Origin of the sequence: Paracoccus sp. TD-10 (assembly GCF_048270675.1) — a bacterium.
In the GTDB taxonomy this organism is placed as follows: domain Bacteria; phylum Pseudomonadota; class Alphaproteobacteria; order Rhodobacterales; family Rhodobacteraceae; genus Paracoccus; species Paracoccus pantotrophus.
This window is the reverse complement of record NZ_CP182418.1, coordinates 137,511-162,420: the sequence shown is the minus strand read 5'-3', so window position 1 is coordinate 162,420 and position 24,910 is coordinate 137,511. Positions and strand designations below refer to the sequence as shown.

Genomic DNA, 24,910 nt, shown 5'->3' with positions numbered 1-24,910 from the left:
TTACTCCGCCAGTTCACGCAGGATCGCATTCAGCACCGGCCGACCCGCCGCCGTCGCCGCCAGACGGTCGCCCCGCAGCGAGATAAGTCCCAGTTCGGCCAGATTCATCAACCGGCCCTGCGGCAATTCGGCGCCATGGGCAAGATAGCGGGGAATCTCCAGCCCCTCGACCAGCCGCATGGCCATCAGCAGATATTCCAGCGCCCGGTCGGACAGGCCCAACAGGTCGCGCTGGCTGTCGCCGTTGCCGCGCGCCTCGACCGCCTCCAGCCATGCGCCCGGCGCCCGGTGCGCCTCGGTCGCCCAGCGGCCCGAGGGCAGCGTCAGGCGGCCATGCGCGCCCGGCCCCACCGCGGCCCAGTCGCCCTGCCGCCAATAGATCAGGTTGTGCCGGCTTTCCGCGCCCGGCCGGGCATGGTTCGAGATCTCATAGGCCGGCATCCCGGCCGCCGCGCAGATTTCCTGCGTGTCCAGATACATGTCGGCGGACAGATCGTCGTCGGGCAGGCCCGTGAGCCCGCCTTTGGCATGGCGGGCGCCGAAGGCGGTGCCGGGCTCGATGGTCAGCTGATAGGCCGAAAGGTGATCGACGGCCATGCCGAGCGCCTGGGTCAGCTCGCGCCGCCAATGCGCGCGGTCCTGGTCCTGGCGGGCATAGATCAGGTCGAAGCTGACCCGCGTGAAACAATCGCGGGCGATATCGAAGGCGGCACGGGCCTCGGCCGCCGAATGCATCCGTCCCAGCCGGCGCAGGTCGTCGTCGTTCAGCGCCTGCACCCCCATCGAGACGCGGTTGACGCCGGCATCGGCATAGGCGCGGAAGCGGCCGGTCTCGACGCTGGTCGGGTTGGCTTCCAGCGTGATCTCGATGTCATTGGCAAAAGGCCAGGCGGCGCGCGCGGCCTCGATCACCCCGGCCACGGTTTCGGGCGCCATCAGGCTGGGGGTGCCACCGCCGAAGAAGATGCTGTTCAGCACCCGGCCGGGCATCTCCTGCCCCAGCCGGGCAATCTCGGCACGATAGGCGGCCATCCAGCGGCCCTGGTCGATCGCGGAAGCGACATGGCTGTTGAAATCGCAATAGGGGCATTTCGCGGCGCAAAAAGGCCAGTGGACGTAAAGCCCGAAGCCGCCCGCCCGCCAATCCTCGGCAAGATCCTGGGCGGGCGCGGCGCTGGCGGCGAGGGCTGGCATGGGCTGGGTCACTCCCGAAAGGCGGTCACTTCGATCTCGACCTTCATTTCGGGCCTGATGAGCCCGGCGACAACCATGGTCGCGGCGGGTAACGCATCCTTCATCGCCTCGCCCAGGACCGGCGTGATCTCGTCGAGGACCGCCGGGTCGGCGATGGTGTATTGCACGCGCACGATATCGGCAGGTGCGAAACCGGCCTCGGCCAGGGTTGCGAAGATGGTGGCAAAGGCGTTCTGCGCCTGTTCGGCGGCGCTGTCGGGCATGGCCATGGCCGCGTAATCGTAACCGGTGGTGCCCGAGACGAAGCACCACGGCCCCTTCACGACCGCCCGGCTGTAGCCGAGCGCCGATTCGAAGGGCGATCCGGTCGAGATCCTATGCAAAGAGCGCCTCCAGCTTGCGGAAGGCGCGGGCGCGGTGGCTGATGGCATTCTTCTGCTCGGGCGGCATCTCGGCATAGGTCAGGTCATGGCCGTCGGGCACGAAGATCGGGTCGTAGCCGTGGCCCTGCTGGCCGCGCGGCGGCCAGACCAGCCGGCCGGGCGCGACGCCCTCAAAGATCTCCTCGTGCCCGTCGGGCCAGAGCAGGATCAGCGTGGCGCGGAACTGCGCGCTGCGCGGCTCGGCCACGCCACGCTCGTCCAGCTCGCGCCAGGTGCGGGTCATGGCCTGCATGAAATCGCGGCCCTGCGGGGTCTCGGCCCAGTCGGCGGTATAGACGCCGGGCGCGCCGTCCAGCCCGTCGACGGTGATGCCGCTGTCATCGGCCAGCACCGGCAGGCCGGTCGCCTGCATGGCGGCGCGGGCCTTGATACGGGCATTGCCGATGAAGCTCGACTCGGTCTCGGCCGGTTCGGGCAGGCCCATCTCGCCGGCCGAGGTCACCTCGATGCCATGCGGGGCCATCATGGCGCGGATCTCGTCCAGCTTGCCCCTGTTGTGGGTCGCGACCAGCAGCTTCTTCTCGGTCAGCTTGCGCATGCGACAGCCTCGTTCTGGGCACGGACCAGCTCGGCGATGCCGGATTCGGCCAGGTCGAGCAACTGGTTCATCTCGGGGCGCGAGAAGGTGGCGCCCTCGGCCGACATCTGCACCTCGATCAGCCGCCCGGCCCCGGTCATGATGAAATTGCCGTCGGTGCCGGCCTCGCTGTCCTCGGCATAGTCCAGGTCCAGGATCGCCTGCCCGGCATAGATGCCGCATGACACCGCGGCGACATGGTCCATGATCGGGTCGGCGGTGACGATGCCGGCCTTCAGGAGCCTGTTCACCGCCATCCGCAACGCCACCCAGCCGCCGGTGATCGCAGCGCAGCGGGTGCCGCCATCGGCCTGGATCACGTCGCAATCGATGACGATCTGCCGTTCCCCCAGCGCGCGGCGGTCCACCCCGGCGCGCAGGGCGCGGCCGATCAGGCGCTGGATCTCCTGCGTGCGGCCGGATTGCTTGCCGGCTGCCGCCTCGCGCCGGTTGCGGCTGTTCGTGGCCCGCGGCAGCATGCCGTATTCCGCCGTCACCCAGCCCTGGCCCGAACCCTTGAGAAAGGGCGGCGCCTTCTCCTCGATCGTGGCCGAGCAGAGCACGCGGGTGTCGCCGCAAGAGATCAGGCAGGAACCCTCGGCATGGCGCATGATGCCCGTTTCGATTGAAATCGGACGCATATCACTTAAATTCCGGCCAGAGGGGCGCATCTTTCATTCCTTTCGGGGGTTTTGCCGTTCAGATACAGGTCGGAGGCCCCCGACCGCAACCCGAGAACGTCCTGACAGAATGCCGATGCCAGAAACCGCGCTGCTTTCCGATCTCAACGACCGCTCGCGCGAAGTCTTTCGCCGCGTGGTCGAAGCCTATCTTGCCACCGGCGAGCCGGTCGGCTCGCGCACCTTGACCCGCGAAATGTCCGAAAAGGTCAGCGCCGCGACGATCCGCAACGTGATGCAGGATCTGGAACTGCTGGGGCTGCTGGACCACCCGCATATCTCGGCCGGACGCATGCCCACGCAGCTGGGGCTGCGGCTGTTCGTGGACGGGCTGATGGAGGCCGGCCCGGTCGCCGACAGCGACCGGGAGATGATCGACGAGACGCTGGGCGACGACAGCGGCAATACCGGCGTCATGCTGGACCGGATCAGCACCGCGCTGTCGGCGCTGACCCAGGGCGCCTCGCTGGTGCTGATGCCCAAGCAGGAGGCACCGGTCCGGCACATCGAATTCGTCAGCCTGGCCCCCGACCGGGCGCTGGTGGTGCTGGTCTTTGCCGACGGCCGGGTCGAGAACCGGGTCTTTACCCCCCCGCCCGGCCATACCGCCAGTTCGATGCGCGAGGCAGCGAATTTCCTGAATGCCGTGGCGGAAGGTCGCACCCTGGCGGAATTGCGGCGCAGCGTCGCGCAGGAAATCGAGGCGAGCCGGCAAAAGCTGGACAGCATCGCCGCGGCGCTGGTGTCCTCGGGCCTGGCGCTGTGGGAGGGGGAAAGCAGCGATCCGCGGCTGATCGTGCGCGGCCGCGCCAATCTTCTGGCGCATGAACTGGCCGATCTGGACCGAATCCGCAGCCTGTTCGACGACCTGGAGCGCAAGCGCGACATCGCCGAATTCCTGGAACTGGCCGAGCAGGGCGAGGGCGTGCGCATTTTCATCGGCTCCGAGAACAAGCTTTTTTCACTTTCCGGTTCCTCTCTCGTCGTTTCGCCCTATATGAATGCCGACCGAAAGATTGTTGGCGCGGTCGGCGTCATCGGTCCGACGCGGCTGAACTATGGCCGCATCGTGCCGATCGTGGACTATACTGCGCAGCTTGTCGGCCGGTTGATTTCGGGCCGGAAAGGATGATGAGGACATGACGAAGGAAAACCCGAACGGCAGCCCGCTGGATGAGGAGATCATCGACCCGCCGGCCGATGAGACCCCCTCGCCCGATGTCGAGGCGCTGATCGCCGAGCGGGATGAATACCGCGACCGCTTCATGCGGGCACTGGCCGATGCCGAGAATGCCCGCAAGCGGGCCGAGAAGGATCGCCGAGATGCCGAGCAATACGGCGGCTCGCGCCTGGCGCGCGACCTGCTGCCGGTGCATGACGCCCTGACCCGCGCGCTGGATGCCGCGGGCGACGAGCAGCGCACCGCGGCGGCGGCCCTGATCGAGGGTGTCGAGCTGACCCTGCGCGAACTGAACAACGTCTTTGCCAAGCACGGCATCAAGGTCATCACCCCGACCCTGGGCGAGAAATTCGATCCCCAGCAGCACGAGGCCATGTTCGAAGCGCCGGTTCCCGGCACCATGGCGGGAAACATCATCCAGGTCATGGATAACGGCTTCATGCTGCATGACCGGCTGTTGCGCCCAGCCAAGGTGGGCGTCAGCTCCACCCCCGCAAGCTGAGCCGATTACGTCGTCGGAAAGCGCCGAACCCCGGAGGAGACTCCGGGGTTTTTTCTGGCCAAGTATAGCAAGTCTAGGCGTGCTGACGCTGTGATATACCAGATATTGTGGTCAGTTGCCGGCAAGAATCTGGCACAGCCGATCAAGCTGATCCAGGTCGCGATAGGTGATGACGACCTGGCCGCCATCGACCCCGGCATGGTTGATCGCCACCTTCATTTTCAGGTGTGCGGTCAAATCGCCTTCGAGCGCACGGGTGTCGGCATCCTTTTCGTGCCTGGGATTGCGGGGCTTTTGCGTCCGGGCGCCTTCGGCCTGGCGGCGCACCAGATCCTCGGTCTCGCGCACCGAGAGGTTCTTTTCGATCACCTTCCGCGCCAGTTCGACCGGATTGGCCGCGGTGATCAGGGCGCGGGCATGTCCGGCGGTCAGCTTGCCTTCCTTGAGCCAAGCCTGGACCTGTTCCGGCAGGTTCAGCAAGCGCAACAGGTTGGCGATATGGCTGCGGCTCTTGTTCAGCGCCTCCGCCAGCTTTTCCTGGGTATGGCCGAAACGGTCCATAAGCTGGCGATAGGATGCCGCCTCCTCGATGGCATTCAGGTCGGCGCGCTGGATATTCTCGACGATGGCGACCTCCAGCACCTCGGTATCGTCGAGGTCGCGGACGATGACCGGCACCTCGTGAAGCTGGGCAATCTGCGCAGCGCGCCAGCGCCGTTCACCGGCAACGATCTGGTAAAGGCCGCGATCCGACGGGTGCGGGCGGACGATCAGCGGCTGCAACATGCCGCGCGTCCTCAGCGAATCGGCCAGTTCCTGCAAGGCCTCGGGGGCGAAGCTGCGGCGCGGCTGGTCGGGGTTGGGGGTCAGCTGCTCGACCGGAAGGATCTGCCGCGGGGCCGGACGTTCGGATGGAATCAGGTCGACATCGGCCATCAGGGCCGAAAGGCCACGACCCAGACCGCGCTTTTCAAGCTTGTTCTCTGCCATAATTCCTCCTCAGGCGGTCGCGAATTGACGGGACAGGAACTCGGCAGCCAATTCGCGATAGGCGTGGCTTCCCTTGGAGTTCGGATCGTATTGCAGCACCGGCATGGCATGGGACGGCGCCTCGGACAGCCGGACATTGCGCGGAATCACCGTGCGATAGACCAGCCCGGAAAGGGTGTTGCGCGCATCTGCCTCGACCTGCTGCGACAGGTTGTTGCGATTATCCGCCATGGTCAGCAACACGCCCTCGATCCGCAGGTCGGGATTGGCGGTCTGGCGAACCTCGCGCACGGTCATCAGCAGTTGCGAAAGCCCCTCCAGCGCATAGAATTCGGCTTGCAGCGGCACCAGGACGCTGTCCGAAGCTACCATGGCATTGACGGTCAGAAGGCCAAGCGCCGGCGGGCAATCGATCAGGATATAGTCCAGCTCCGCAGGAACCGTCAGCTTTCGCCGCAGGAGCTGGGTCCGGCCGGAACGATTGGACAGTTCGAAATCTGCCGAGGCCAGATCCCGATTGGATGGGACAAGACGAAGGTTGGCGATCGCCGTGTCGCGCAGGGTCTCGGATAACGCCTGCTCGCCGGTCAGCAGATCGTAAGAGGTCAGAACCCGATCCTCCAGCGCCACCCCAAGTCCTGTCGAAGCGTTGCCTTGCGGATCAAGATCTATGATCGCGACCCGCTGGCCTTGCTCGGCCAGGGCAGCGCCAAGATTGATCGCCGTGGTGGTCTTTCCCACGCCGCCCTTCTGGTTTGCAACGGCAATGATGCGTGTCTCATGCATGGCGAACTTCCGTAATTTCCAGAATGGCCGCGTCAGGGTCAGTCGTGCTTTGATGGGGCTTTAGTTCGAATTTCCAATCGGTTCGCGCCTGAGCGACCTCGTCCTGCCAGTTTCGGCCCTTCATGAGCCATGCCGTTCCAGATGCGCTCAGGTGCCGGTCCACATATGCCATGAGCTGAGGAAGCGGGGCAAGGGCCCTTGCGCTGATATTGGCAGCATCAAGCCTATCCACGGCCTCGATGCGCTTGCACAGCACTCGCGCATGCGGCAGCGCCAGCTCACGCAGCACATTGCGCAAGAAGGCAGCCTTGCGTTGGTCGCTTTCCACCATGGTCAATTGCAGCTCAGGCCGCATGATCGCCATCACGACACCGGGAAATCCGCCACCGCTGCCCAGATCGACCCAATTTCCCGGAGAATTTTCAGCAATCTCGGCCAATTGCAAGCTGTCCGCGATATGCCGGGTCTCGATCTGCTCTACCGTGGACGGTGCGATCAGGTTGATCGCCGGGTTCCATTTCCGCAGCAACCCCACATAGGCAGCAAGACGCTCTGTTTCACGTGAAACACCCATCACGCGGTTTTCCGGGCACCAATGCGGATCACGGCGAGAATCAGCGTCAAGGCCGCGGGAGTCATGCCCTCGATCCCCGCGGCCGCGGCGAGGGTTCCGGGCCGATATCTGTTCAGCTTGGATTTGAGTTCATTTGACAGGCCCGAAAGCGCATCATAGTCGAACTCGGCCGGAATGACCACGGACTCTTCCTTGCGCAACAGTTCGGCATCTTTGCCCTGGCGGTCCATGTATTGATGATAGAGCGCATCCGCTGCCAGTTGCGCAATAGTGGCCGGGTCGTACGAAGAAAGCTCGTCGTCCAGTGCAAGAACTTGATCTTGCGGTATTTCCTGCTGAGCAAGCAGCGCGAACAGGCTGCGCCTAACACCATCTTGCCGCACCTCGATCCCGGCTCGGGAAAGTTCCGTAGGGGTAAGGCTTACGGATTCGGCCCGAATCCGCGCCGCGGAATAGCGCCGCATCTTTTCGGAGAACGCCTGCTGGCGCGCTTGCCCCACGCAGCCGATCTCAATCCCCAGCGGGGTCAGGCGCTGGTCTGCATTATCCGCCCGCAGAGAAAGGCGAAATTCTGCGCGGGAAGTAAACATCCGGTAAGGTTCACTGACGCCTCGGGTGGTAAGATCGTCGATCATCACTCCGATGTAGCTTTGAGAACGGGAGAAATGCAGCATCTCTCGGCCTTGCGCTTTCAGCGCGGCATTGAGGCCCGCCACCAAGCCTTGCGCTGCGGCCTCCTCATAGCCGGTCGTGCCGTTGATTTGTCCGGCAAGGAACAGCCCCGACAGGGCCTTGGTTTCCAGCGTCGGCGTCAGCGCCCGCGGATCGACATAGTCATATTCCACCGCATAGCCGGGCTGCACGATTTCAGCCGCTTCCAGGCCGCGGATCGACCGGACATAGGCCAGCTGGACATCTTCGGGCAAGGATGTCGAAATGCCATTGGGATAGACCAGATCACTGTCCAAACCTTCCGGCTCCAGGAAAATCTGGTGCGAATCCTTCTGGGCAAAGCGGACGATCTTGTCTTCGATCGATGGGCAGTAGCGAGGCCCCACCCCATCAATGCGGCCGCCATACATCGCCGAACGGGCCAGGTTGTCGCGGATGATCCCGTGGGTTTCTGGATTCGTATGGGTAATCGCGCAGCTGATCTGCCGTATCTTCGGGCCCGAGGACAGATAGGAGAACATTGTCGGCTCATCGTCGCCCGGTTGCTGATCCAGGCTTTCCCAGTCGATGCTGCTGCGAAGAATGCGCGGGGGAGTGCCCGTTTTCAGTCGACCCAGCGGTAGGTTGAGCGGGCGAAGCGATGCAGCAAGCTGCACCGATGCCGGCCCGCCCCAACGGCCGGCGGGACGGGTCACATCGCCTATGTGAATCAACCCGTTAAGAAAGGTTCCCGTGGTCAGGATGATCTGCCGGGCCTGCAATTCTGTGCCATCGGCCAGCCGCAAACCGCGCAACTCGGCCTGTTCATGCAGCAATTCGGCTGCTTCGCCAAGCACCAGGGACAAGCCGGCCTGCCCGGCCATGACCCGCGCCGCAGCGGCTCGATAGATCTTGCGGTCAGCTTGTGCGCGCGGTCCCTGCACAGCAGGCCCCTTGCGGCGATTCAGCAGCCGGAACTGGATGCCGGCGGCATCGGCCAGTCTTCCCATGACACCGTCAAGCGCATCGATTTCACGCACCAGGTGGCCTTTTCCCAACCCGCCAATCGCGGGATTGCAGGACATCGTACCCAGATCATCGCGATTCAGCGTTATCAGCGCGGTTTCCGCGCCCATGCGCGCAGCAGCCATGGCGGCTTCCAAACCGGCATGGCCTCCACCAATCACGATTACGTCGAATTGTTTCACGTGAAACCCTATTTTCCGATACAGAAGGAACTGAAGATCTCGTCCAGATAATCCTCGGCCCCCACCCGCCCAACCATCATCGCCAAAGCTTGTGCCGCTTGCCGCAAGGCTTCGGCAAGAAACTCCGGTGCGGTGCTATACTCGACTTCAAGGGCTGCCAGGGCGCGCTGCAAGGCTTCCGCCTGCCTCTTGTGTCCCACCAGCCCGGACGCTGCCGCCCTGACTCGCAGGCGATCATAGACCAGATCCAGCAATTCCGCGACCCCTTCCCCGGTCAGGCCCGAGATCGATATTCCTGCGCCTCGCCCAAGATCTGCCTTGGCACGAACGATGATATCGTCCTCCTTCGCGGCTTCGCCGGCAAGCCCATCAACCGAAAGGTGGATGCGCAAGTCGGCCTCGGCCGCTTTCTGCACCCCCCGCGCAACCCCCATGGCCTCCACGGGATCACTGCTTTCGCGCAACCCGGCCGTATCCAGGAAGGTCACCGGCAAGCCGCGCAGATCGGTATGAAGTTCCAGAATATCCCGCGTCGTCCCCGCGATCTCGGAAACCAGGGCGATGTCGCGCTGGCCGATGCGATTCAGAAGCGTCGATTTCCCGGCGTTCGGCGGCCCGATTATCGCCACGACATAACCTTGCCGCAACCGTTCGGTCGCCGGATAGCCTGCCAGCATCAGCCGGATATCGCTACGAACCGCCTCGATCAAATCCAGCGCCTCTGCCGGAACCTCCTCGGGCACCTCCTCATCGGCGAAATCGATGCTGGCTTCGATCAGGGCCCCGGCACGAACCAACTTGGCGCGCAGTTCATCGGCCTTTCGACCCAGTTCCCCTTCTGTTGCCCGCATTGCCAGCTTTCGCTGTGCTTCCGTCTCAGCGGAAAGCAGATCGGCCAACCCTTCGGCTTCAGCCAGGTCCATGCGGCCATTGAGAAAGGCCCGCTTGCTGAACTCTCCTGCCTCGGCCCTTCGCAATCCCCGGGCCAGAAGCGCCTGCGCCAGCCTGTTGGCAATGACCGGCGCACCGTGCAGATGCATTTCGGCCACTTCCTCACCCGTAAAGCTGTGGCCTTCCTCGAACCAGATGACCAACGCGCGGTCAATCAGATCCTCTCCGTCCCGCAGCGCCCGCAGCGCCGCCATGCGCGGCGTCGCCACTGGTCCGGCCAAGGATTCCAAGACCGCACGCGCCTTCGGTCCGCTCAGGCGGACGACGGAAACCCCCCCTCGGCCGGGCGGGGTGGCCTCGGCAAAGATCGTATCCACCGCATCCTCCGCGCCGTCAGGCGTTCATCGAATCGAAGAATTCGCTGTTGGTCTTGGTCTGCTTCAGCTTCGAGATCAGGAATTCGATCGCATCCGTGGTTCCCATCGGGTTCAGGATGCGCCGCAGCAGATAGGTCTTTTGCAGATCCTTGGCATCCACCAGCAGTTCTTCCTTGCGGGTGCCGGACTTGAGGATGTCCATCGCCGGGAACACGCGCTTGTCGGCCACCTTGCGGTCCAGAACGATCTCGCTGTTGCCGGTGCCCTTGAATTCCTCGAAGATCACCTCGTCCATGCGCGAGCCGGTATCGATCAGCGCCGTGGCGATGATGGTCAGCGAACCGCCTTCCTCGATGTTGCGCGCCGCGCCAAAGAACCGCTTCGGACGCTGCAAGGCATTCGCATCGACGCCGCCGGTCAGCACCTTGCCCGAACTGGGCACCACGGTGTTGAAGGCCCTACCAAGTCTTGTGATAGAATCCAGAAGGATAACAACATCTCGTTTATGCTCGACCAGGCGCTTGGCCTTTTCGATCACCATTTCCGAAACGGCGACATGGCGGCTGGCGGGTTCGTCGAAGGTCGAGGAAATGACCTCGCCCTTCACCGAACGCTGCATGTCCGTCACCTCTTCCGGCCGCTCGTCGATCAGCAGCACGATCAGATAGCACTCTGGATGGTTCTTCTCGATCGAATGGGCGATGTTTTGCAGCAGCACGGTCTTGCCGGTGCGTGGCGGCGCCACGATCAGCGAACGCTGGCCCTTGCCGATCGGCGCCACCAGGTCGATGATCCGGGCGGAACGGTCCTTGATGGTCGGATCCTCGATCTCCATCTTCAGCCGCTCATTGGGGTAAAGCGGCGTCAGGTTGTCGAAGGCGACCTTGTGGCGGGCCTTTTCGGGATTCTCGAAATTGATCTTCTCGACCTTGGTCAGGGCGAAATAACGCTCATTCTCGCCCGGCGCGCGGATCACGCCCTCGACCGTGTCGCCGGTGCGCAGGCTGTGCTGGCGGATCATGTCGGGGCTGACATAGATGTCGTCAGGACCCGGCAGGTAGTTCGCCTCGGGCGAGCGCAGGAAACCGAAACCGTCCTGGACCACCTCCAGCACGCCGTCGCCGCCGATCTCGAAGCCCTCCTCGGCATGTTCCTTGAGGATCGAGAACATCATCTCGCCCTTGCGCATGGTCGAGGCGTTCTCGATCTCCCATTCCTCGGCCATGGCCAGCAGATCGGCCGGGCTCTTGGCCTTGAGATCGGACAGGTTGAGACGTTCTTCGGTCATATCTAGCCTATGGGCGCGCGCTGCCCGACGCATGATCGGCCCGCGCAGGAAACTGTGTCAGGAAAAATCCGCCGGACGGCGGATGCCGCGTCACATAGGCATAATCCGCGCGCGAGTCAATTCTTCTAGAATTTCACGATCACCGACAGCACGATCAGGACCATCAGCAACGTCGGCACCTCGTTCATCATCCGATAGCGCCGCCCGCTCAGGCCCCGGCCCTGCAGCAGCGCCTTGCGCTGGCCGGCCAGCCACATGTGAAACCAGGTCATGCCCAGCACGCCGGCTGCCTTGGTCCAGGGCCAGATCATCGTCCAGTCCACGATTCCCGGCGTCAGCACCAGCGCAAGGCCGGCGATCCAGGTCACGATCATCGCCGGATTCATGATCAGCCGCAGCAGCTTGTCCTCCATGATCTGGAAGGATTGCGCTGGCTCTTGCCCGATATGGCCGCGTTCCGCGTGATAGACGAACAGCCGCGGCAGGTAAAACAGCCCCGCCATCCAGGAAAGCACCGCCATGACATGCAACGCTTTGATCCAGGGGTAAGCAAGGGGCAGGAAATCGTTCATGGCACACCTCCGCCGTCCTCTCTCTATCAAAAAGAAATGAAGATAAAGATAAGGATGATGATGTTGTTGGGCCTGTGGATGACTGGAAATCCCGGCTCCGCCTTGACCTTCCCCAGACCGCGGCGCTTGGGGAAAAAAACACCGTTAACGATTTGTTAACGAAAAATTCCATCACAAACAGCATGATAAGCAAAAACCACCTGTGGATAAGTTTGTGAAAATTTTTCTTTTCCACAGCTTGTGGGTGGTTTGCAGCCGGTTATGGACATGTGGAGAAGCCGGCTCCGTTCCTGCTCTGTCCCAAGCGGCGATCCGTAGACATGGAAAAGGCCGCGCGATCTCCACAGATTCGACCTCCCGAGTCGCGGCCGTTTATCCCCAGGCTTATACCCGCGCTTGCTGGCGGCGTGGCAGCCGCTTCCGAATGACCCCTTTCGGGGCCTGCCTGTCTCTGGAGGCGGGGCTCGGGGCTACGCAAAAGCGCCCGAGGTGCGTTTGCGTCATCCGGGCGTCGCATTTGGCGAATTGCGACCCGCCAAAGCGGTGCAATGCTTTGCCAAGGACGCCCCTTGTGACGGAATCAAGCCATGCTGAACACAGCCGAAATCCTGGACCAGCTCGCCAACCGGCGAAAGAACTTCTCGCTCAGCCGCGACCTCTATTGCGACCAGGGCGTCTACCAGGCCGATCTGGAGAATCTCTGGTATCGCGAATGGGTGTTCGCCATCCCTTCCTGCGACATTCCCAAGACCGGCAACCACGCCACCTTGCAGATCGGGCAGTATCCGGTGGTGATCGTGCGCGGCGCCGACGGCCAGATCCGTGCCTTCCACAACGTCTGCCGCCATCGCGGCCAGCGGCTGTGCCCCAAGCAGAACGGCAGCTCGCCCAAGCTGGTCTGTCCCTATCACCAATGGACCTACGACCTCGACGGCAAACTGCTGTTCGCCCGCGACATGGGGCCGGATTTCGATGCCTCGAAATACAGCCTCAAGCCGGTCCATTGCCGGACCGAGGGCGGCATGGTGTTCATCTGCCTGGCCGACAACCCGCCGGATTTCGAGCCGCTGGGCGGTTATCTGCGTGATTACGTCGGCGCCAGCGACCTCGCAAACGCCAAGGTCGCCTTCACCTCGACCATCGTCGAGAAGGGCAACTGGAAGCTGGTGATCGAGAACAACCGCGAATGCTACCATTGCGGCGGCAGCCATCCCTCGCTGTGCCGGACCTATTCCGACAACCCGCTGATGACGGTGATGGAGGGGCCCAACGCCGCCTCGCCCGAGATCCTGGCGCATTGGAACCGCTGCGACCAGGCCGGCCTGCCCGCGCGCTTCGTGAACGAGCCGGGGATGCAATGGCGCTTCGCCCGCGTGCCGCTGCTGAACAATGCCGAAAGCTTCACCATGTCCACCAAGGCGGCGGTGAACCGGCGCATGGGCACGATCCCGTGGAACGACGCCGGCAGCCTGATGTTCTATCACTTCCCGTCCAGCTGGAACCACTTCCTGCCCGACCATGCCATCGTCTTCCGCCTGCTGCCGATCTCGCCCACCGAGACCGAGGTGACCTCGAAATGGCTGGTCCACAAGGATGCGGTCGAGGGTGTCGACTACGACCTGCAGAAGCTGACCGAGGTCTGGCTGGCCACCAATGACGAGGACCGCCGCGTGGTCGAGGAGAACCAGAAGGGCATCCTGTCCCCGGCCTATGAGCCCGGCCCCTATTCGCCCCACCAGGAAGAGGGCGTGATCCATTTCGTCGACTGGTATGTGCGGCAGATGCTGGATCGCCTGTCGCCGCGTCCGGCCATGGCGGCGGAATAATGGCGGTCTTGGTCAAGGCATTCGGCGACAAGCCGTGGAAGGACGACGAGCCGCTGGAATGCGTGATGGTGGTGCCCGAGACCTCGGACACCGCCACCTTTACCTTCCGCGCGCCTTCGGGGGCCTGGTTCGATTATCAGCCCGGCCAGTTCGTCACCCTGGACCTGCCGGTTCCGGGCGGCAACGTGCAGCGCACCTATACGATCAGCTCCAGCCCGTCGCGGCCGCTGTCCATCTCGGTCACGGTCAAGGCGCAGCCGGGCAGCGTCGGCGGGCGCTGGATGATCGACCACCTGCGGCCGGGCATGCGGCTCAAGGCCTTCGGGCCGGCGGGGATTTTTTCCTTCGTCCGGCACGAGGCGCCGAAATACCTGTTCATCTCGGCCGGTTCGGGCATCACCCCGGTAATGTCGATGACCACCTGGGCCTGGGATTCGGGAGAGATGCCGGACATCGTCTTCGTCCATGCCGCGTGCAGCCCTAGCGAGATCATCTTCCGCCAGCGGCTGGAAGGCATGGCCGACCGGGTGCCGGGGCTGCAATTGCGCTTCACGGTCGAGGACTCCGACCCGTTCCGCACCTGGCACGGCTATCGCGGCCGGCTGAACCAGATCATGCTGGGCCTGATGGCCCCGGACTACCTTGAGCGCGAGGTGTTCTGCTGCGGGCCCGAGCCCTTCATGCAGGCGGTGCGCGACATGCTGATCGCGCTGGGCTTCGACATGGACCATTATCACCAGGAAAGCTTCGGCGCCCCGATCCGCACCGAGGCCGAGGCCCCGGTGCTGGACGACGTGGTCCCGGACGAGGACAGCGCCGCCCAGATCACCTTCGAAAGTTCGGGCGTGGTGGCGAAATGCAACGAGACCGACACGGTGCTGGCGGTGGCCAAGGCCAATGGGCTGAACATCCCTTCGGGCTGCACCTTCGGCCTGTGCGGCACCTGCAAGATTCGCAAGACCGCCGGCGAAGTGCATATGGTCCATAACGGCGGCATCACCGACGAGGATATCGAGGAGGGCTATATCCTGGCCTGCTGCTCGCATCCGATCGGGGCGGTCTCGGTCGAGGTCTGACCGGCACCACGGTCACAGCATGGCAAAAACCCCCGGTTTTTCTGGGAAAAGGGGCGGGCCGAAAGGTTCCGCCCCTTGTCCTGCCGCGCTTGACAGAACTACCATACCGGGTGATCCTGACCCGGTACCTATCTCTACGACAGGCAAAAGGAGGGCACGATGAATATCGACCTCTCGCGGCGCGGTTTCCTGAAACTGGCGGGTGCGGGTGTCGCGGCGACATCGCTGGGGGCCATGGGCTTCGGCGGGGCGGAGGCGGCGGAACAGGCGCATGTGCGTGCCTTCAAGCTGGCCTCGACGACCGAGACGCGCAATACCTGCCCCTATTGCTCGGTCGCCTGCGGCGTCATCATCTATTCCGACGGCGACCTGAAGGCCGGCGAAGAGGCCAGGGTCGTCCATATCGAGGGCGATGCCGACCATCCGACCAATCGCGGCACGCTTTGCCCGAAAGGCGCGGCGCTCAAGGACTTCGTCAATGCCGAGACGCGCCTGACCACGCCGCGCATCCGCCGGCCCGGCGCGGCCAGCTTCGAGGAGATCTCCTGGGAAGAGGCGCTGGACAAGATCGCCCGCGCGCTCAAGGATGACCGCGATGCCAACATGGTGCTGACCAACGACGACGGCGTGCCCGTCAACCGATGGACCACCACCGGCTACCTGGCGGCCTCGGCCACCACCAATGAAACCGCATGGCTGACCTACAAGGTGGTCAGATCCATGGGGATCGTCGGATTCGACAACCAGGCGCGCGTCTGACACGGCCCCACGGTGTCCAGTTTGGGCCCGACATTTGGCCGTGGAGCGATGACCAACTCCTGGACCGACATCAAGAATACCGACCTCGTGGTCGTCATGGGCGGCAATGCCGCCGAAGCCCATCCCTGCGGATTCAAATGGGTGACCGAAGCCAAGGCCACGCGCGGCGCCCGGCTGATCGTGGTGGACCCGCGCTTTACCCGCACCGCCTCGGTGGCCGATTACTATGCGCCGATCCGGCCCGGCTCGGACATTGCCTTCCTGATGGGCCTGATCAACTGGTTGATCCAGAACGACAAGGTGCAATGGGATTACGTCCGCAACTTCACCAATGCCGCCTGGCTGGTGAAGGACGAGTTCGGCTGGAGCGACGGGCTGTTCACCGGCTACGACCCGGAAAAGCGCGACTATGACAAGTCGGGCTGGGACTATGTCATCGGCGAGGACGGCTTTGCCACCGTGGACATGACGCTGGAGCATCCGCGCTGCGTCTGGAACCTGCTCAAGGAACATGTCTCGCGCTATACGCCGGAACTGGTCGAACAGGTCTGCGGCACGCCCAGGGACCGCTTCCTCAAGATCGCCGAGATGATCGGCGAGTGCTCGGCGCCCGACAAGACCATGACCTCGATGTATGCGCTGGGCTGGACCCAGCACGCCAAGGGTTCGCAGAACATCCGCGGCATGGCGATGCTGCAGCTGATCCTGGGCAATATCGGCGTCCGGGGCGGCGGGATGAACGCGCTGCGCGGCCATTCCAACATCCAGGGCCTGACCGATATCGGGCTGATGTCGAACCTGATTCCCGGCTACCTGAACATCCCGACCGAGAAAGAGCCGGACTGGCAGACCTACATGTCCAGCCGCAGCTTCACGCCGCTGCGGCCGGGCCAGACCAGCTATTGGCAGAACTATCCCAAGTTCATGGTCAGCTTCATGAAGGCGATGTGGGGCGACGCCGCCACGGCCGAGAACGACTGGGCCTATCACTACCTGCCCAAGCTGGACGTGCCGACCTATGACATCCTGCGCATGTTCGAGCTGATGGATGCCGGCCGGGTCAACATCTATTTCTGCCAGGGCTTCAACCCGCTGCTGTCCTTCCCGAACCGGGGCAAGGTCACGGCGGCGCTCAGCAAGCTGAAGCTCCTGGTGGTCATGGACCCGCTGGCGACCGAGACGGCGCATTTCTGGGAAAACCACGGCGAACATAACGACGTGGACACCGCCTCGATCCAGACCGAGGTGCTGGAACTGCCCTCGTCCTGCTTTGCCGAGGATGATGGCGCGCTGGTCAATTCCGGCCGCTGGCTGCAATGGCACTGGTCGGCGGCGACGCCGCCCGGCCAGGCCAGGCATGACACCTGGATCATGGCGCAGATCTTCCTGCGCGTGAAAAAGCTCTACCAGGAGGAAGGCGGCGTCTTCCCCGACCCGATCCTGAACCTGACCTGGGACTATGCCGACCCCGACGAGCCCTCGCCCGAGGAACTGGCCAAGGAGCTGAACGGCCGGGCGCTGGAGGATGTCTACGACACCGCCGACCCGACGAAACTGCTGACCGCCAAGGGCAAGCAATTGCTGAATTTCAGCCAGTATCGTGACGACGGCACGACCATGGGCGCCTGCTGGATCTATTCCGGCTGCTGGAACGAGGACGGCAACAACATGGCGCGACGGGACAATATCGACCCCGATGAGACCGGCGCCTATCCGAACTGGGCCTTTTCCTGGCCGCTGAACCGGCGGATCCTTTACAATCGCGCCTCTGCCGACATGCAGGGCCGGCCCTGGGATCCCTCGCGCAAGCTGCTGGAATGGGACGGCGAGAAATGGACCGGCTACGACGTGCCCGACATCGCGCCCACGGCCAGGCCCGGCGATGTCGGTCCCTTCATCATGAACCCCGAAGGCGTTTCGCGCCTGTTCACGCGGGGCTTGATGCGCGACGGTCCCTTCCCGACGCATATGGAGCCGTTCGAGTCGCCCCTGGCCAACGTGTTCAACCCGCAGATGCGCGGCAACCCGGTGGCACGGGTCTTTGCCAGCGATGCCGAGCAATTCGCCACCAGCGAGGAGTTCCCGATCGCGGCGACCTCGTATCGCCTGACCGAGCATTTCCACTACTGGACCAAGCACAACCGCATCAACGCTGCCCTGCAGCCCGAGTTCTTCGTCGAGATCAGCGAAGAGCTGGCCGCCGAAAAGGGCATCCGGCGCGGCGGCTGGGTGCGGGTCTGGTCCAAGCGGGGCGAGGTCAGGGCCAAGGCCCTGGTGACGGGACGGCTGAAGCCGATGCAATGCGGCGACAAGCTGGTGCATGTCATCGGCATCCCGCTGCACTGGGGCTTCATGGGCGCGGCGCGCAAGGGGTTCGGGCCGAACAGCCTGACGCCCTTTGTCGGCGATGCCAATGTGGAAACGCCTGAATTCAAGGCGTTCCTGGTCAATATCGAACCCGCGACAGGGGAGGCGGTGTCATGACGACCGATCCGAACCTCGACAGCCCGCGCACCGCGGTCTCGAACCCGCCGGTGCAGCCGATGCAGGCCAACCTGGGGCCGGGCGATGTCGTCCGCGCCTCGGCCATGCCCGACCTGCCGCCGCCGACGCGCGAACTGACGCCGGTGGCCAAGCTGATCGACGTATCGAAATGCATCGGCTGCAAGGCCTGCCAGTCGGCCTGCGCCGAATGGAACGACACCTATCCCGAGATCGAGGAAAATGTCGGCCTTTACGAAAATCCGCACGACCTGACGCCCGACATGTTCACCCTGATGCGGTTCTCGGAATACGAGAACCCGCAGACCGGCGATTTCGAATGGCTGATCCGCAAGGACGGCTGCATGCATTGCGCCGATCCGGGCTGCCTCAAGGCCTGCCCGGCCCCCGGCGCCATCGTGCAATATTCGAACGGCATCGTGGATTTCATCCACGAGAATTGCATCGGCTGCGGCTATTGCGTGACCGGCTGTCCCTTCGACATCCCGCGCATCAGCCAGAAAACCCATGTCAGCTACAAATGCACGCTGTGTTCGGACCGGGTGGCGGTGGGCCAGGGGCCGGCCTGCGCCAAGGCCTGCCCGACCCAGGCCATCGTCTTCGGCACCAAGGAGGACATGCTGGCCCATGCCGAGGCCCGCGTCGACGACTTGAAGTCGCGCGGCTACGACAATGCCGGCATCTACGACCCGCAAGGGGTGGGCGGCACGCATGTCTTCTATGTGTTGCACCATGCCGACCAGCCCTCGCTTTATTCCGACCTGCCAGAGCAGCCACGCATCTCGCCCGTGGTCGAGGGCTGGAAGGGCGTGACCAAGACGCTGGGCCTGGCCGCCATCGGCGCGGCGGCCGTCGGCTCGGTCCTGCACGGGCTGATGACGCGCGCCAACAAGGTCTCGGCCGAGGATGAGGTCCATGCCGAGGAACTGGTCTCGGGGCGCGAGCCCCCGATCCCGCCGGAAAGAGAGGTGCTGTGATGGCCAAGCGCATGTTCTCGGCCCCGGGCGACCATATCGAAAGCCGCCGTCCGGTTACGGTCAGCCGCTATCGCGGCATCACGCGGCTGAACCACTGGGTGACGGCGGCCAGCCTGATCGTGCTGCTGCTTTCGGGGCTGGCGCTGTTTCACCCCTCGCTCTACTTCCTGACCGGGCTGTTCGGCGGCGGGCAGATGACGCGCTGGCTGCATCCTTTCGTGGGCATCCTGCTGTTCTTCAGCTTCCTTTTGCTGTTTTTGCAGATGTGGCGGCTGAACCTGCCCCGGCCCGAGGACCGCACCTGGGTCAGCCATATCGGCGAGGTCGTCCGCGGCGAAGAGGAAAAGCTGCCCGAGCTGGGCAAATACAATGCCGGGCAGAAATTCGTCTTCTGGGCCATGTCGGTGCTGATCGTGGTGCTGATCGTATCGGGGGTGATGATCTGGCAGGAATATTTCCCGCATCTGGTCTCGATCCCGGTGCGGCGCTGGGCAGTGCTGATCCATGCGGTGGCGGCGGTGGCGATCATCCTGACCTTCATCCTGCATGTCTATGCGGCGATCTGGACCCGCGGCACCATCCGCGCCATGACCCGCGGCACCGTGACCGGCGGCTGGGCCTGGCGGCACCATCGCAAATGGTTGCGCGAACTGGCTGGACGCGAGGGCGGCGGCCCGGCAGAGTAGGCGCAAGCGACCCGAAAGGAAGCCATGTCCACCGCCCTGAAGCCTGATCCCTCGATGATCGGCGGCGTCGCCAAGGTTCCCCTGGCGCGCCTGCCCGAACCCGCGGCGCTGTTCTCGACCCGCGCCGAGCGGTTCGATTTCCTGGCCGGGCACAGCCCGAACCTTGCGCCCTACCTGCGCTTCCTGGCCGGGATCTGCCGGGCGCAGGCCGATCTGGCCCGCGAACTGCCCCAGCCCGAGCCGCTGTCGCCCGAGCGGATCGACCTGGCCCGCGCCAGCCGCATGCCGCCGCTTGATCGCAACGCCATGCGCGACGGGCTGGCACAGGCGCTGCCGCTGCTGCTCGGGCGGCTGGCGGCGCTGGACATGCCCGAGCCGGCGCGGCTGGCGCTGGCGGCCTTGCAGGCGGCCGAGCCTGCGGATCTGGACTGGGTCATGGGCAATGTGCTGGCCGACACCATCCCCGAGGCCAGCGTGGCCCCGCATCTGTTCGCCGCCGCCGCCTTGCAGGTCCATGCCGCGATGCGGGCGGCGATACTGGACGCGGCGCAACTGGTGCCGATCCGCACCGGCATCTGCCCGGCCTGCGGCGGCCGCCCGGCGACCAGCATCGTGACCGAAAGCATCGGCGCCGAGGGCGCGCGCTATTGTTCCTGCGCCACCTGCCAGACGCTGTGGAACGAGGTGCGGGTGAAATGCCTCTGCTGCGGCTCGACCAAGGGCATTTCCTATCGCTCGGTCGAGACTGGCGAGGCCACGGTCAAGGCCGAGGTCTGCCGCGAATGCGACCGCTGGGTCAAGATCCTGTATCAGAACCGCAATCCCTCGCTTGAGCCCATCGCCGACGATGTGGCGAGCCTCGGCCTGGACCTGATGATGCGGGACACCGAATGGAAGCGGGGCGGCTTCAACCCCTTCCTGGCCGGCTATTGACGGCGGCTCGGCGCGGGCGATGATTGTCGGCACGGCGGGGCATATCGACCATGGCAAGACCGCGCTGGTCCGGGCGCTGACCGGCATCGAGACTGACCGGCTGGCCGAGGAACAGGCCCGCGGCATCACCATCGAGTTGGGCTTCGCCTATGCCGACCTGGGCGGCGGTGCCGTCACCGGCTTTGTCGATGTACCGGGGCACGAGAAATTCGTCCACACCATGCTGGCCGGGGCCGGCGGCATCGACCTGGCGCTGCTGGTCGTCGCCGCCGATGACGGCATCATGCCGCAGACGCGCGAGCATCTGGCGATCCTCGACCTGCTGGGCATCGCCGACGGCATGGTCGCGCTGACCAAATCCGACCTTGCGCCCCCCGACCGCATCGCCGCCCTGACTGCCCAGATCGCGGACCTGCTGGCCCCGACCGGGCTGGCCGGGGCGCCGGTCTTTCCTGTCTCGTCCCTGACCGGGGCGGGCATCGACGCCCTGCGCGCCGCGCTGGTGCAGGCCGAGGCGCAGACCGCCGCCCGCGCCGCCGAGGCGCGCTTTCGCATGGCCATCGACCGCAGCTTCACCCTGGCCGGAACGGGCACCGTCGTCACCGGCACGGTGCTGTCGGGCCGGGTCGCGCCGGGCGACCAGATCCTTCTCAGCCCCTCGGGGCTGCCGGCCCGCGTGCGGGGCATTCACGCCCAGAACCGCAAGGCCGAAACCGGCCTTGCCGGCCAGCGTTGCGCCCTGAACCTAGCCGGCGAGGGGGTGACGCGCGAGGCGATCCATCGCGGCGACGTGGCGCTGGACCCCGTGCTGCACGCACCGACCCGGCGCATCGACGTGATGCTGCGCGTGCTGGGGACCGAGCCCAAGCCGCTGGCCACCTGGTTTCCCGCCCGCCTGCATCTGGGCGCGGCGGAAACCGGCGCCCGCATCGTGCCGCTGCAAGGGCCGCTGGCTCCGGGCGAGGAAGGGCTGGCGCAGCTCGTCCTCGACCGCCCCCTGGCCGCGACCCTGGGCGAGCACTTCATCCTGCGCGACGTCTCGGCCCGGCGCACCATCGGCGGAGGCCGGCTGATCGACCTGCGCGCCCCCGCCCGCCACCGCAGCCGGCCCGAGCGGCTGGCCGTGCTGCGCGCCATGGCCCTGCCCGACCCGACCGAGGCGCTGTCGGCGCTGGCCGGGCTGGCGCTGGTCGATCTCGGTGCCTTTGCCCGCGACCGCGCGCTGGCCCCGGCCCAGCTTGACCGCGCCATCGCGGCTTCGGACATCGCCATCGTCCCCGGCACGCGGCAGGCGCTCAGCCCCGCCCGGCTTCAGGCGCTGCGCCAGCAGATGCAGGCGGAACTCGCCGCCTTTCACGCCGAGAATGCCGATCTTCAGGGGCTGGGCCGGGAAAAGCTGCGGCTGATGCTGGACCCGCGCCTGCCCAAGCCCGATTTCGCCACCTTCCTGCGCACCGAGGCGGCGGCAGGGCGCATCGCGCTGGACGGCGCCTTCATCCGCCTGCCCGGCCACCTGCCCCGGCTTGCGCCCGAGGACGAGGCGCTGCTGGAGCGCATCCTGCCCCGGCTTTCGGGCGAGGAACGCTTTCGTCCGCCCCGCGTGCGCGACTTCGCCCATGCCTTCGACGCCGAGGAACCCGAGGTCCGCCGCATCCTGCGTATGGCTGCCCGCCAGGGCCGCATCGACCAGATCGCGCATGACCATTTCTTTGCCCGCGCCACCACCATCGAGATGGTCGGCATCATCCGCGACCTTGGCGCCGCCAGCCCAGACGGCTGGTTCACCGCCCCGGATTTCCGCGACCGGGTGCAGAACGGCCGCAAGGTGGCGATCCAGATCCTTGACTTCTTCGACCGGCTCGGTCTGACCTTGCGTCGGAGCGATCTTCGTCGCATCAACCCGCACCGGATCGACCTGTTCACGCCGGACAGGCCGGACGAGCGGGAACAGGGAAGAGAAGCGTCCCCGGTGGGGCGGCCGGACTTCAAATCCGGTTGGGGCAGTGAGCCTGTCTCGGGTGGGTTCGACTCCCACTCTCTTCCGCCAGATGCGACGAAAGGACGGTAATGGACAGCACGACGCTTGGCAGCAGCGGGGTTCGGGTCAGCGCGGTCTGCCTGGGCACCATGACCTTCGGCAACCAGACCGGCGCGGCCGATGCCCATGCGCAGATGGACCGCGCCTTGGCCGCCGGCATCACCTTCATCGACACGGCCGAGCTTTACCCGGTGAACCCGGTGCGGCGCGAGACCGTGGGCCGGACCGAGGAAATCGTCGGCGACTGGCTGTCCGCGCGCGGCACCCGCGACCGGGTGCAGATCGCCACCAAGGCCGCCGGCCCCGGCGACAAGGTGCGGGCCGAGGGCTTCGACGGCGCCATCCTGCGCCGCACCATCGACGCTTCGCTCCGGCGGCTGAAAACCGACTATATCGACCTCTACCAGCTGCATTGGCCGGTGCGCGGCAGCTATGCCTTCCGCCAGAACTGGCGCTACGACCCTTCGAAACAGGACCGTGCGGCGACGCTCGCGCATATGCAGGACGTGCTGGGCGCCCTGGATGAGGCGGTGCGCGCCGGCAAGGTCCGCGCCATCGGCCTGTCGAACGAATCGGCCTGGGGCACGGCGCGCTGGATCGACACGGCCGAACGCATGGGCGCGCCGCGCATGGCCAGCATCCAGAACGAATATTCCCTGCTCTACCGCGCCTTCGACACCGACCTGGCGGAACTGGCGGTGAACGAAGGGGTGACGCTCTTGGCCTATTCGCCGCTGGCGGCGGGGCTGCTGACCGGGAAATACCGCAACGGGGCCGAGCCCGCCGGCAGCCGCGCGGCAGCCGACCGGGCCAGCGGCGGGCCGGGCAACCTGGGCGGGCGGCGCACCGCCCGCGCCGATGCCGCGGTCGCCGCCTGGCATGGGCTCGCGGCCGAGCTGGGGCTGGACCCGATCCACATGGCCATCGCCTTCACCCGCCAGCGGCCGTTCCATGCGATCCCGATCATCGGCGCCACCGATCTTGCGCAGCTCGACCACCTGCTGCCCGGGCTGGACCTGCGGCTGTCCGACGAGGCGCTCAAGCGCATCGACCAGCTGCACTGCAGCCACCCGCTGCCCTACTGAGACGCCCTCGCGACGCCACGGCAGGGTTGGCAGCATGGTGCGGCGCGGGCAATCTGCCCGCGTCACCCGAGCCCGAGGAACCCCATGCTGCCCCCGATCCTGTCGCATCTGCGCATCCCCGTCGTCGCCTCGCCCATGTTCATCGTCTCGGGGCCCGAACTGGTGATCGCGCAATGCAAGGCCGGGATCGTCGGCAGCTTCCCGGCGCTCAACGCCCGCGAAAAGGACGGCGAGGCCCCGCTGCTCGACGCCTGGCTGACCCGGATCCAAGAGGAACTGGACCGCCACAACCAGGCCAATCCCGACCATCCCGCGGCGCCCTTCGCGGTGAACCAGATCGTGCATCGCTCGAATGCACGCCTCCAGCGCGATATCGAGATCTGCCACAAGCATCGCGTGCCGATCTGGATCACCAGCCTGGGCGCCCGCCCCGAGGTGAACGCGGCCGCGCATGATTGCGGCGGCATCGCGCTGCATGACGTCATCAACAACCGCTTCGCCCGCAAGGCCATCGAAAAGGGCGCCGACGGGCTCATCGCCGTGGCGGCGGGTGCCGGCGGCCATGCCGGGCCGCAATCGCCCTTTGCGCTGGTGCAGGAGATCCGCGAATGGTTCGACGGCCCGCTGCTGCTGTCGGGCGCCATCGCCACCGGCCGCGCGGTGCTGGCGGCGCAGGCCATGGGTGCGGACCTGGCCTATGTCGGCAGCCCCTTCATCGCCACCGAGGAAGCCAATGCCCAGCCCGAATACAAGCGCATGATCGTGGATTGCGGGGCCGAGGACGTCGTCACCTCCTCGCTCTTTACCGGGGTGTCGGGGAATTACCTCGCGCCCTCGATCCGCGCCGCCGGGCTCGACCCGGCCAGGCTGGAGCGTGGCGATGTGTCGGACATGAACTTCGCCGAGGCCTCGTCGCGGCCCAAGGCCTGGAGCCAGGTCTGGGGCTCGGGCCAGGGCATCGGCGCGGTGCGTGAAATCCTCCCCGCCGCCCGGCTGATCGACCGCCTGGCCCGCGAACATGCCGAGGCCCGCGCCGCCCTCTGCGCCTGACCCCCGGCTTCTTCGTTCCCCAAATACCCATGCAACGGCGCGGCGGGGCGCCAGGGTCCGCGCCT

General features: G+C 65.4%; 21 protein-coding genes, 1 tRNA gene and 1 pseudogene. 12 read left to right on the top strand and 11 right to left on the bottom strand.

What is annotated here, in order from left to right; genetic code table 11:
* From hemW to rph, 4 genes are read right to left on the bottom strand one after another with little or no spacing between them, the layout of a single operon-like run.
* The gene (hemW, locus tag ACNKFW_RS00800) at positions 1-1,194 is read right to left on the bottom strand and encodes a radical SAM family heme chaperone HemW (RefSeq protein WP_024842833.1); all 1,194 of its coding nucleotides are present in this window, start codon (positions 1,192-1,194) and stop codon (positions 1-3) included.
* A gap of 8 nt (positions 1,195-1,202) precedes the next feature.
* Positions 1,203-1,577 carry a RidA family protein gene (locus tag ACNKFW_RS00795; protein WP_024842832.1) on the bottom strand — a complete coding sequence of 125 codons (375 nt, stop codon included), beginning with the start codon at positions 1,575-1,577 and terminating at the stop codon, positions 1,203-1,205.
* Complete coding sequence (gene rdgB / locus ACNKFW_RS00790) at positions 1,570-2,175, bottom strand: RdgB/HAM1 family non-canonical purine NTP pyrophosphatase (protein ID WP_028709794.1); 606 nt, start codon at positions 2,173-2,175, stop codon at positions 1,570-1,572. Before rdgB ends, ACNKFW_RS00795 begins: the two co-directional genes overlap by 8 nt.
* The gene (rph, locus tag ACNKFW_RS00785) at positions 2,163-2,885 is read right to left on the bottom strand and encodes a ribonuclease PH (protein WP_024842830.1); all 723 of its coding nucleotides are present in this window, start codon (positions 2,883-2,885) and stop codon (positions 2,163-2,165) included. The genes rdgB and rph overlap by 13 nt, the downstream gene beginning before the upstream one ends.
* A gap of 85 nt (positions 2,886-2,970) precedes the next feature.
* Here rph and hrcA point away from each other — a divergent pair, with 85 nt between their 5' ends.
* Both hrcA and ACNKFW_RS00775 read left to right on the top strand, forming a co-directional pair.
* The gene (gene hrcA / locus ACNKFW_RS00780) at positions 2,971-4,026 is read left to right on the top strand and encodes a heat-inducible transcriptional repressor HrcA (protein ID WP_024842829.1); all 1,056 of its coding nucleotides are present in this window, start codon (positions 2,971-2,973) and stop codon (positions 4,024-4,026) included.
* Between the two features lie 7 nt (positions 4,027-4,033).
* Positions 4,034-4,576 (top strand): nucleotide exchange factor GrpE, encoded by a 543-nt coding sequence (locus tag ACNKFW_RS00775; protein WP_024842828.1) that lies wholly within the window; start codon positions 4,034-4,036, stop codon positions 4,574-4,576.
* A gap of 111 nt (positions 4,577-4,687) precedes the next feature.
* Here ACNKFW_RS00775 and ACNKFW_RS00770 read toward each other — a convergent pair whose 3' ends face one another.
* The 7 genes from ACNKFW_RS00770 to ACNKFW_RS00740 all read right to left on the bottom strand — a co-directional run bounded on the left by ACNKFW_RS00770 (position 4,688) and on the right by ACNKFW_RS00740 (position 11,913).
* Positions 4,688-5,566: a ParB/RepB/Spo0J family partition protein gene (locus ACNKFW_RS00770; RefSeq protein ID WP_147427444.1), complete on the bottom strand. Its 879-nt coding sequence runs from the start codon at positions 5,564-5,566 to the stop codon at positions 4,688-4,690.
* 9 nt (positions 5,567-5,575) lie between these two features.
* Positions 5,576-6,352 (bottom strand): ParA family protein, encoded by a 777-nt coding sequence (locus tag ACNKFW_RS00765; protein ID WP_024842826.1) that lies wholly within the window; start codon positions 6,350-6,352, stop codon positions 5,576-5,578.
* On the bottom strand, positions 6,345-6,926 hold the full coding sequence (gene rsmG, locus ACNKFW_RS00760) for a 16S rRNA (guanine(527)-N(7))-methyltransferase RsmG (RefSeq protein WP_024842825.1): 582 nt from the start codon (positions 6,924-6,926) through the stop codon (positions 6,345-6,347). Before rsmG ends, ACNKFW_RS00765 begins: the two co-directional genes overlap by 8 nt.
* Positions 6,926-8,785, bottom strand: coding sequence for a tRNA uridine-5-carboxymethylaminomethyl(34) synthesis enzyme MnmG (mnmG, locus tag ACNKFW_RS00755; protein WP_024842824.1), 1,860 nt, complete (start codon positions 8,783-8,785; stop codon positions 6,926-6,928). The genes rsmG and mnmG overlap by 1 nt, the downstream gene beginning before the upstream one ends.
* An 8-nt stretch (positions 8,786-8,793) precedes the next feature.
* Entirely contained in the window at positions 8,794-10,053 is a 1,260-nt protein-coding gene (mnmE, locus tag ACNKFW_RS00750) for a tRNA uridine-5-carboxymethylaminomethyl(34) synthesis GTPase MnmE (RefSeq protein ID WP_147427443.1), read from the bottom strand.
* Between the two features lie 16 nt (positions 10,054-10,069).
* A complete protein-coding gene (rho, locus tag ACNKFW_RS00745) occupies positions 10,070-11,341 on the bottom strand; it encodes a transcription termination factor Rho (RefSeq protein WP_024842822.1) in 1,272 nt (423 codons plus the stop codon).
* Between the two features lie 125 nt (positions 11,342-11,466).
* Positions 11,467-11,913, bottom strand: coding sequence for a CopD family protein (locus ACNKFW_RS00740; protein ID WP_024842821.1), 447 nt, complete (start codon positions 11,911-11,913; stop codon positions 11,467-11,469).
* Between the two features lie 587 nt (positions 11,914-12,500).
* Between ACNKFW_RS00740 and ACNKFW_RS00735 the strand changes: the two genes are divergently transcribed.
* From ACNKFW_RS00735 to ACNKFW_RS00690, 10 genes and pseudogenes are all read left to right on the top strand, one after another.
* Positions 12,501-13,739 (top strand): aromatic ring-hydroxylating oxygenase subunit alpha, encoded by a 1,239-nt coding sequence (locus ACNKFW_RS00735; protein WP_024842820.1) that lies wholly within the window; start codon positions 12,501-12,503, stop codon positions 13,737-13,739.
* Positions 13,739-14,815, top strand: a complete 1,077-nt coding sequence (locus ACNKFW_RS00730) for a hybrid-cluster NAD(P)-dependent oxidoreductase (RefSeq protein WP_147427441.1) — start codon at positions 13,739-13,741, stop codon at positions 14,813-14,815. Before ACNKFW_RS00735 ends, ACNKFW_RS00730 begins: the two co-directional genes overlap by 1 nt.
* Before the next feature lie 159 nt (positions 14,816-14,974).
* The gene (gene fdnG, locus ACNKFW_RS00725) at positions 14,975-18,058 is read left to right on the top strand and encodes a formate dehydrogenase-N subunit alpha (RefSeq protein ID WP_081750439.1); all 3,084 of its coding nucleotides are present in this window, start codon (positions 14,975-14,977) and stop codon (positions 18,056-18,058) included.
* Positions 18,055-19,053, top strand: a complete 999-nt coding sequence (gene fdxH / locus ACNKFW_RS00720; protein WP_024842816.1) for a formate dehydrogenase subunit beta — start codon at positions 18,055-18,057, stop codon at positions 19,051-19,053. The genes fdnG and fdxH overlap by 4 nt, the downstream gene beginning before the upstream one ends.
* Positions 19,053-19,739 carry a formate dehydrogenase subunit gamma gene (locus ACNKFW_RS00715; RefSeq protein WP_024842815.1) on the top strand — a complete coding sequence of 229 codons (687 nt, stop codon included), beginning with the start codon at positions 19,053-19,055 and terminating at the stop codon, positions 19,737-19,739. Before fdxH ends, ACNKFW_RS00715 begins: the two co-directional genes overlap by 1 nt.
* Before the next feature lie 24 nt (positions 19,740-19,763).
* Complete coding sequence (gene fdhE / locus ACNKFW_RS00710) at positions 19,764-20,672, top strand: formate dehydrogenase accessory protein FdhE (protein ID WP_024842814.1); 909 nt, start codon at positions 19,764-19,766, stop codon at positions 20,670-20,672.
* Positions 20,673-20,691: 19 nt separating this feature from the next.
* Positions 20,692-22,509, top strand: a pseudogene (selB, locus tag ACNKFW_RS00705) (selenocysteine-specific translation elongation factor); the annotation flags it as partial.
* Between the two features lie 114 nt (positions 22,510-22,623).
* A tRNA-Sec gene (locus ACNKFW_RS00700) sits at positions 22,624-22,719 on the top strand.
* A 20-nt stretch (positions 22,720-22,739) separates the two neighbouring features.
* Entirely contained in the window at positions 22,740-23,795 is a 1,056-nt protein-coding gene (locus ACNKFW_RS00695; protein ID WP_024842811.1) for an aldo/keto reductase, read from the top strand.
* 84 nt (positions 23,796-23,879) lie between these two features.
* Positions 23,880-24,845 (top strand): NAD(P)H-dependent flavin oxidoreductase, encoded by a 966-nt coding sequence (locus ACNKFW_RS00690; protein ID WP_147427439.1) that lies wholly within the window; start codon positions 23,880-23,882, stop codon positions 24,843-24,845.
* Positions 24,846-24,910 lie beyond the last annotated feature (65 nt).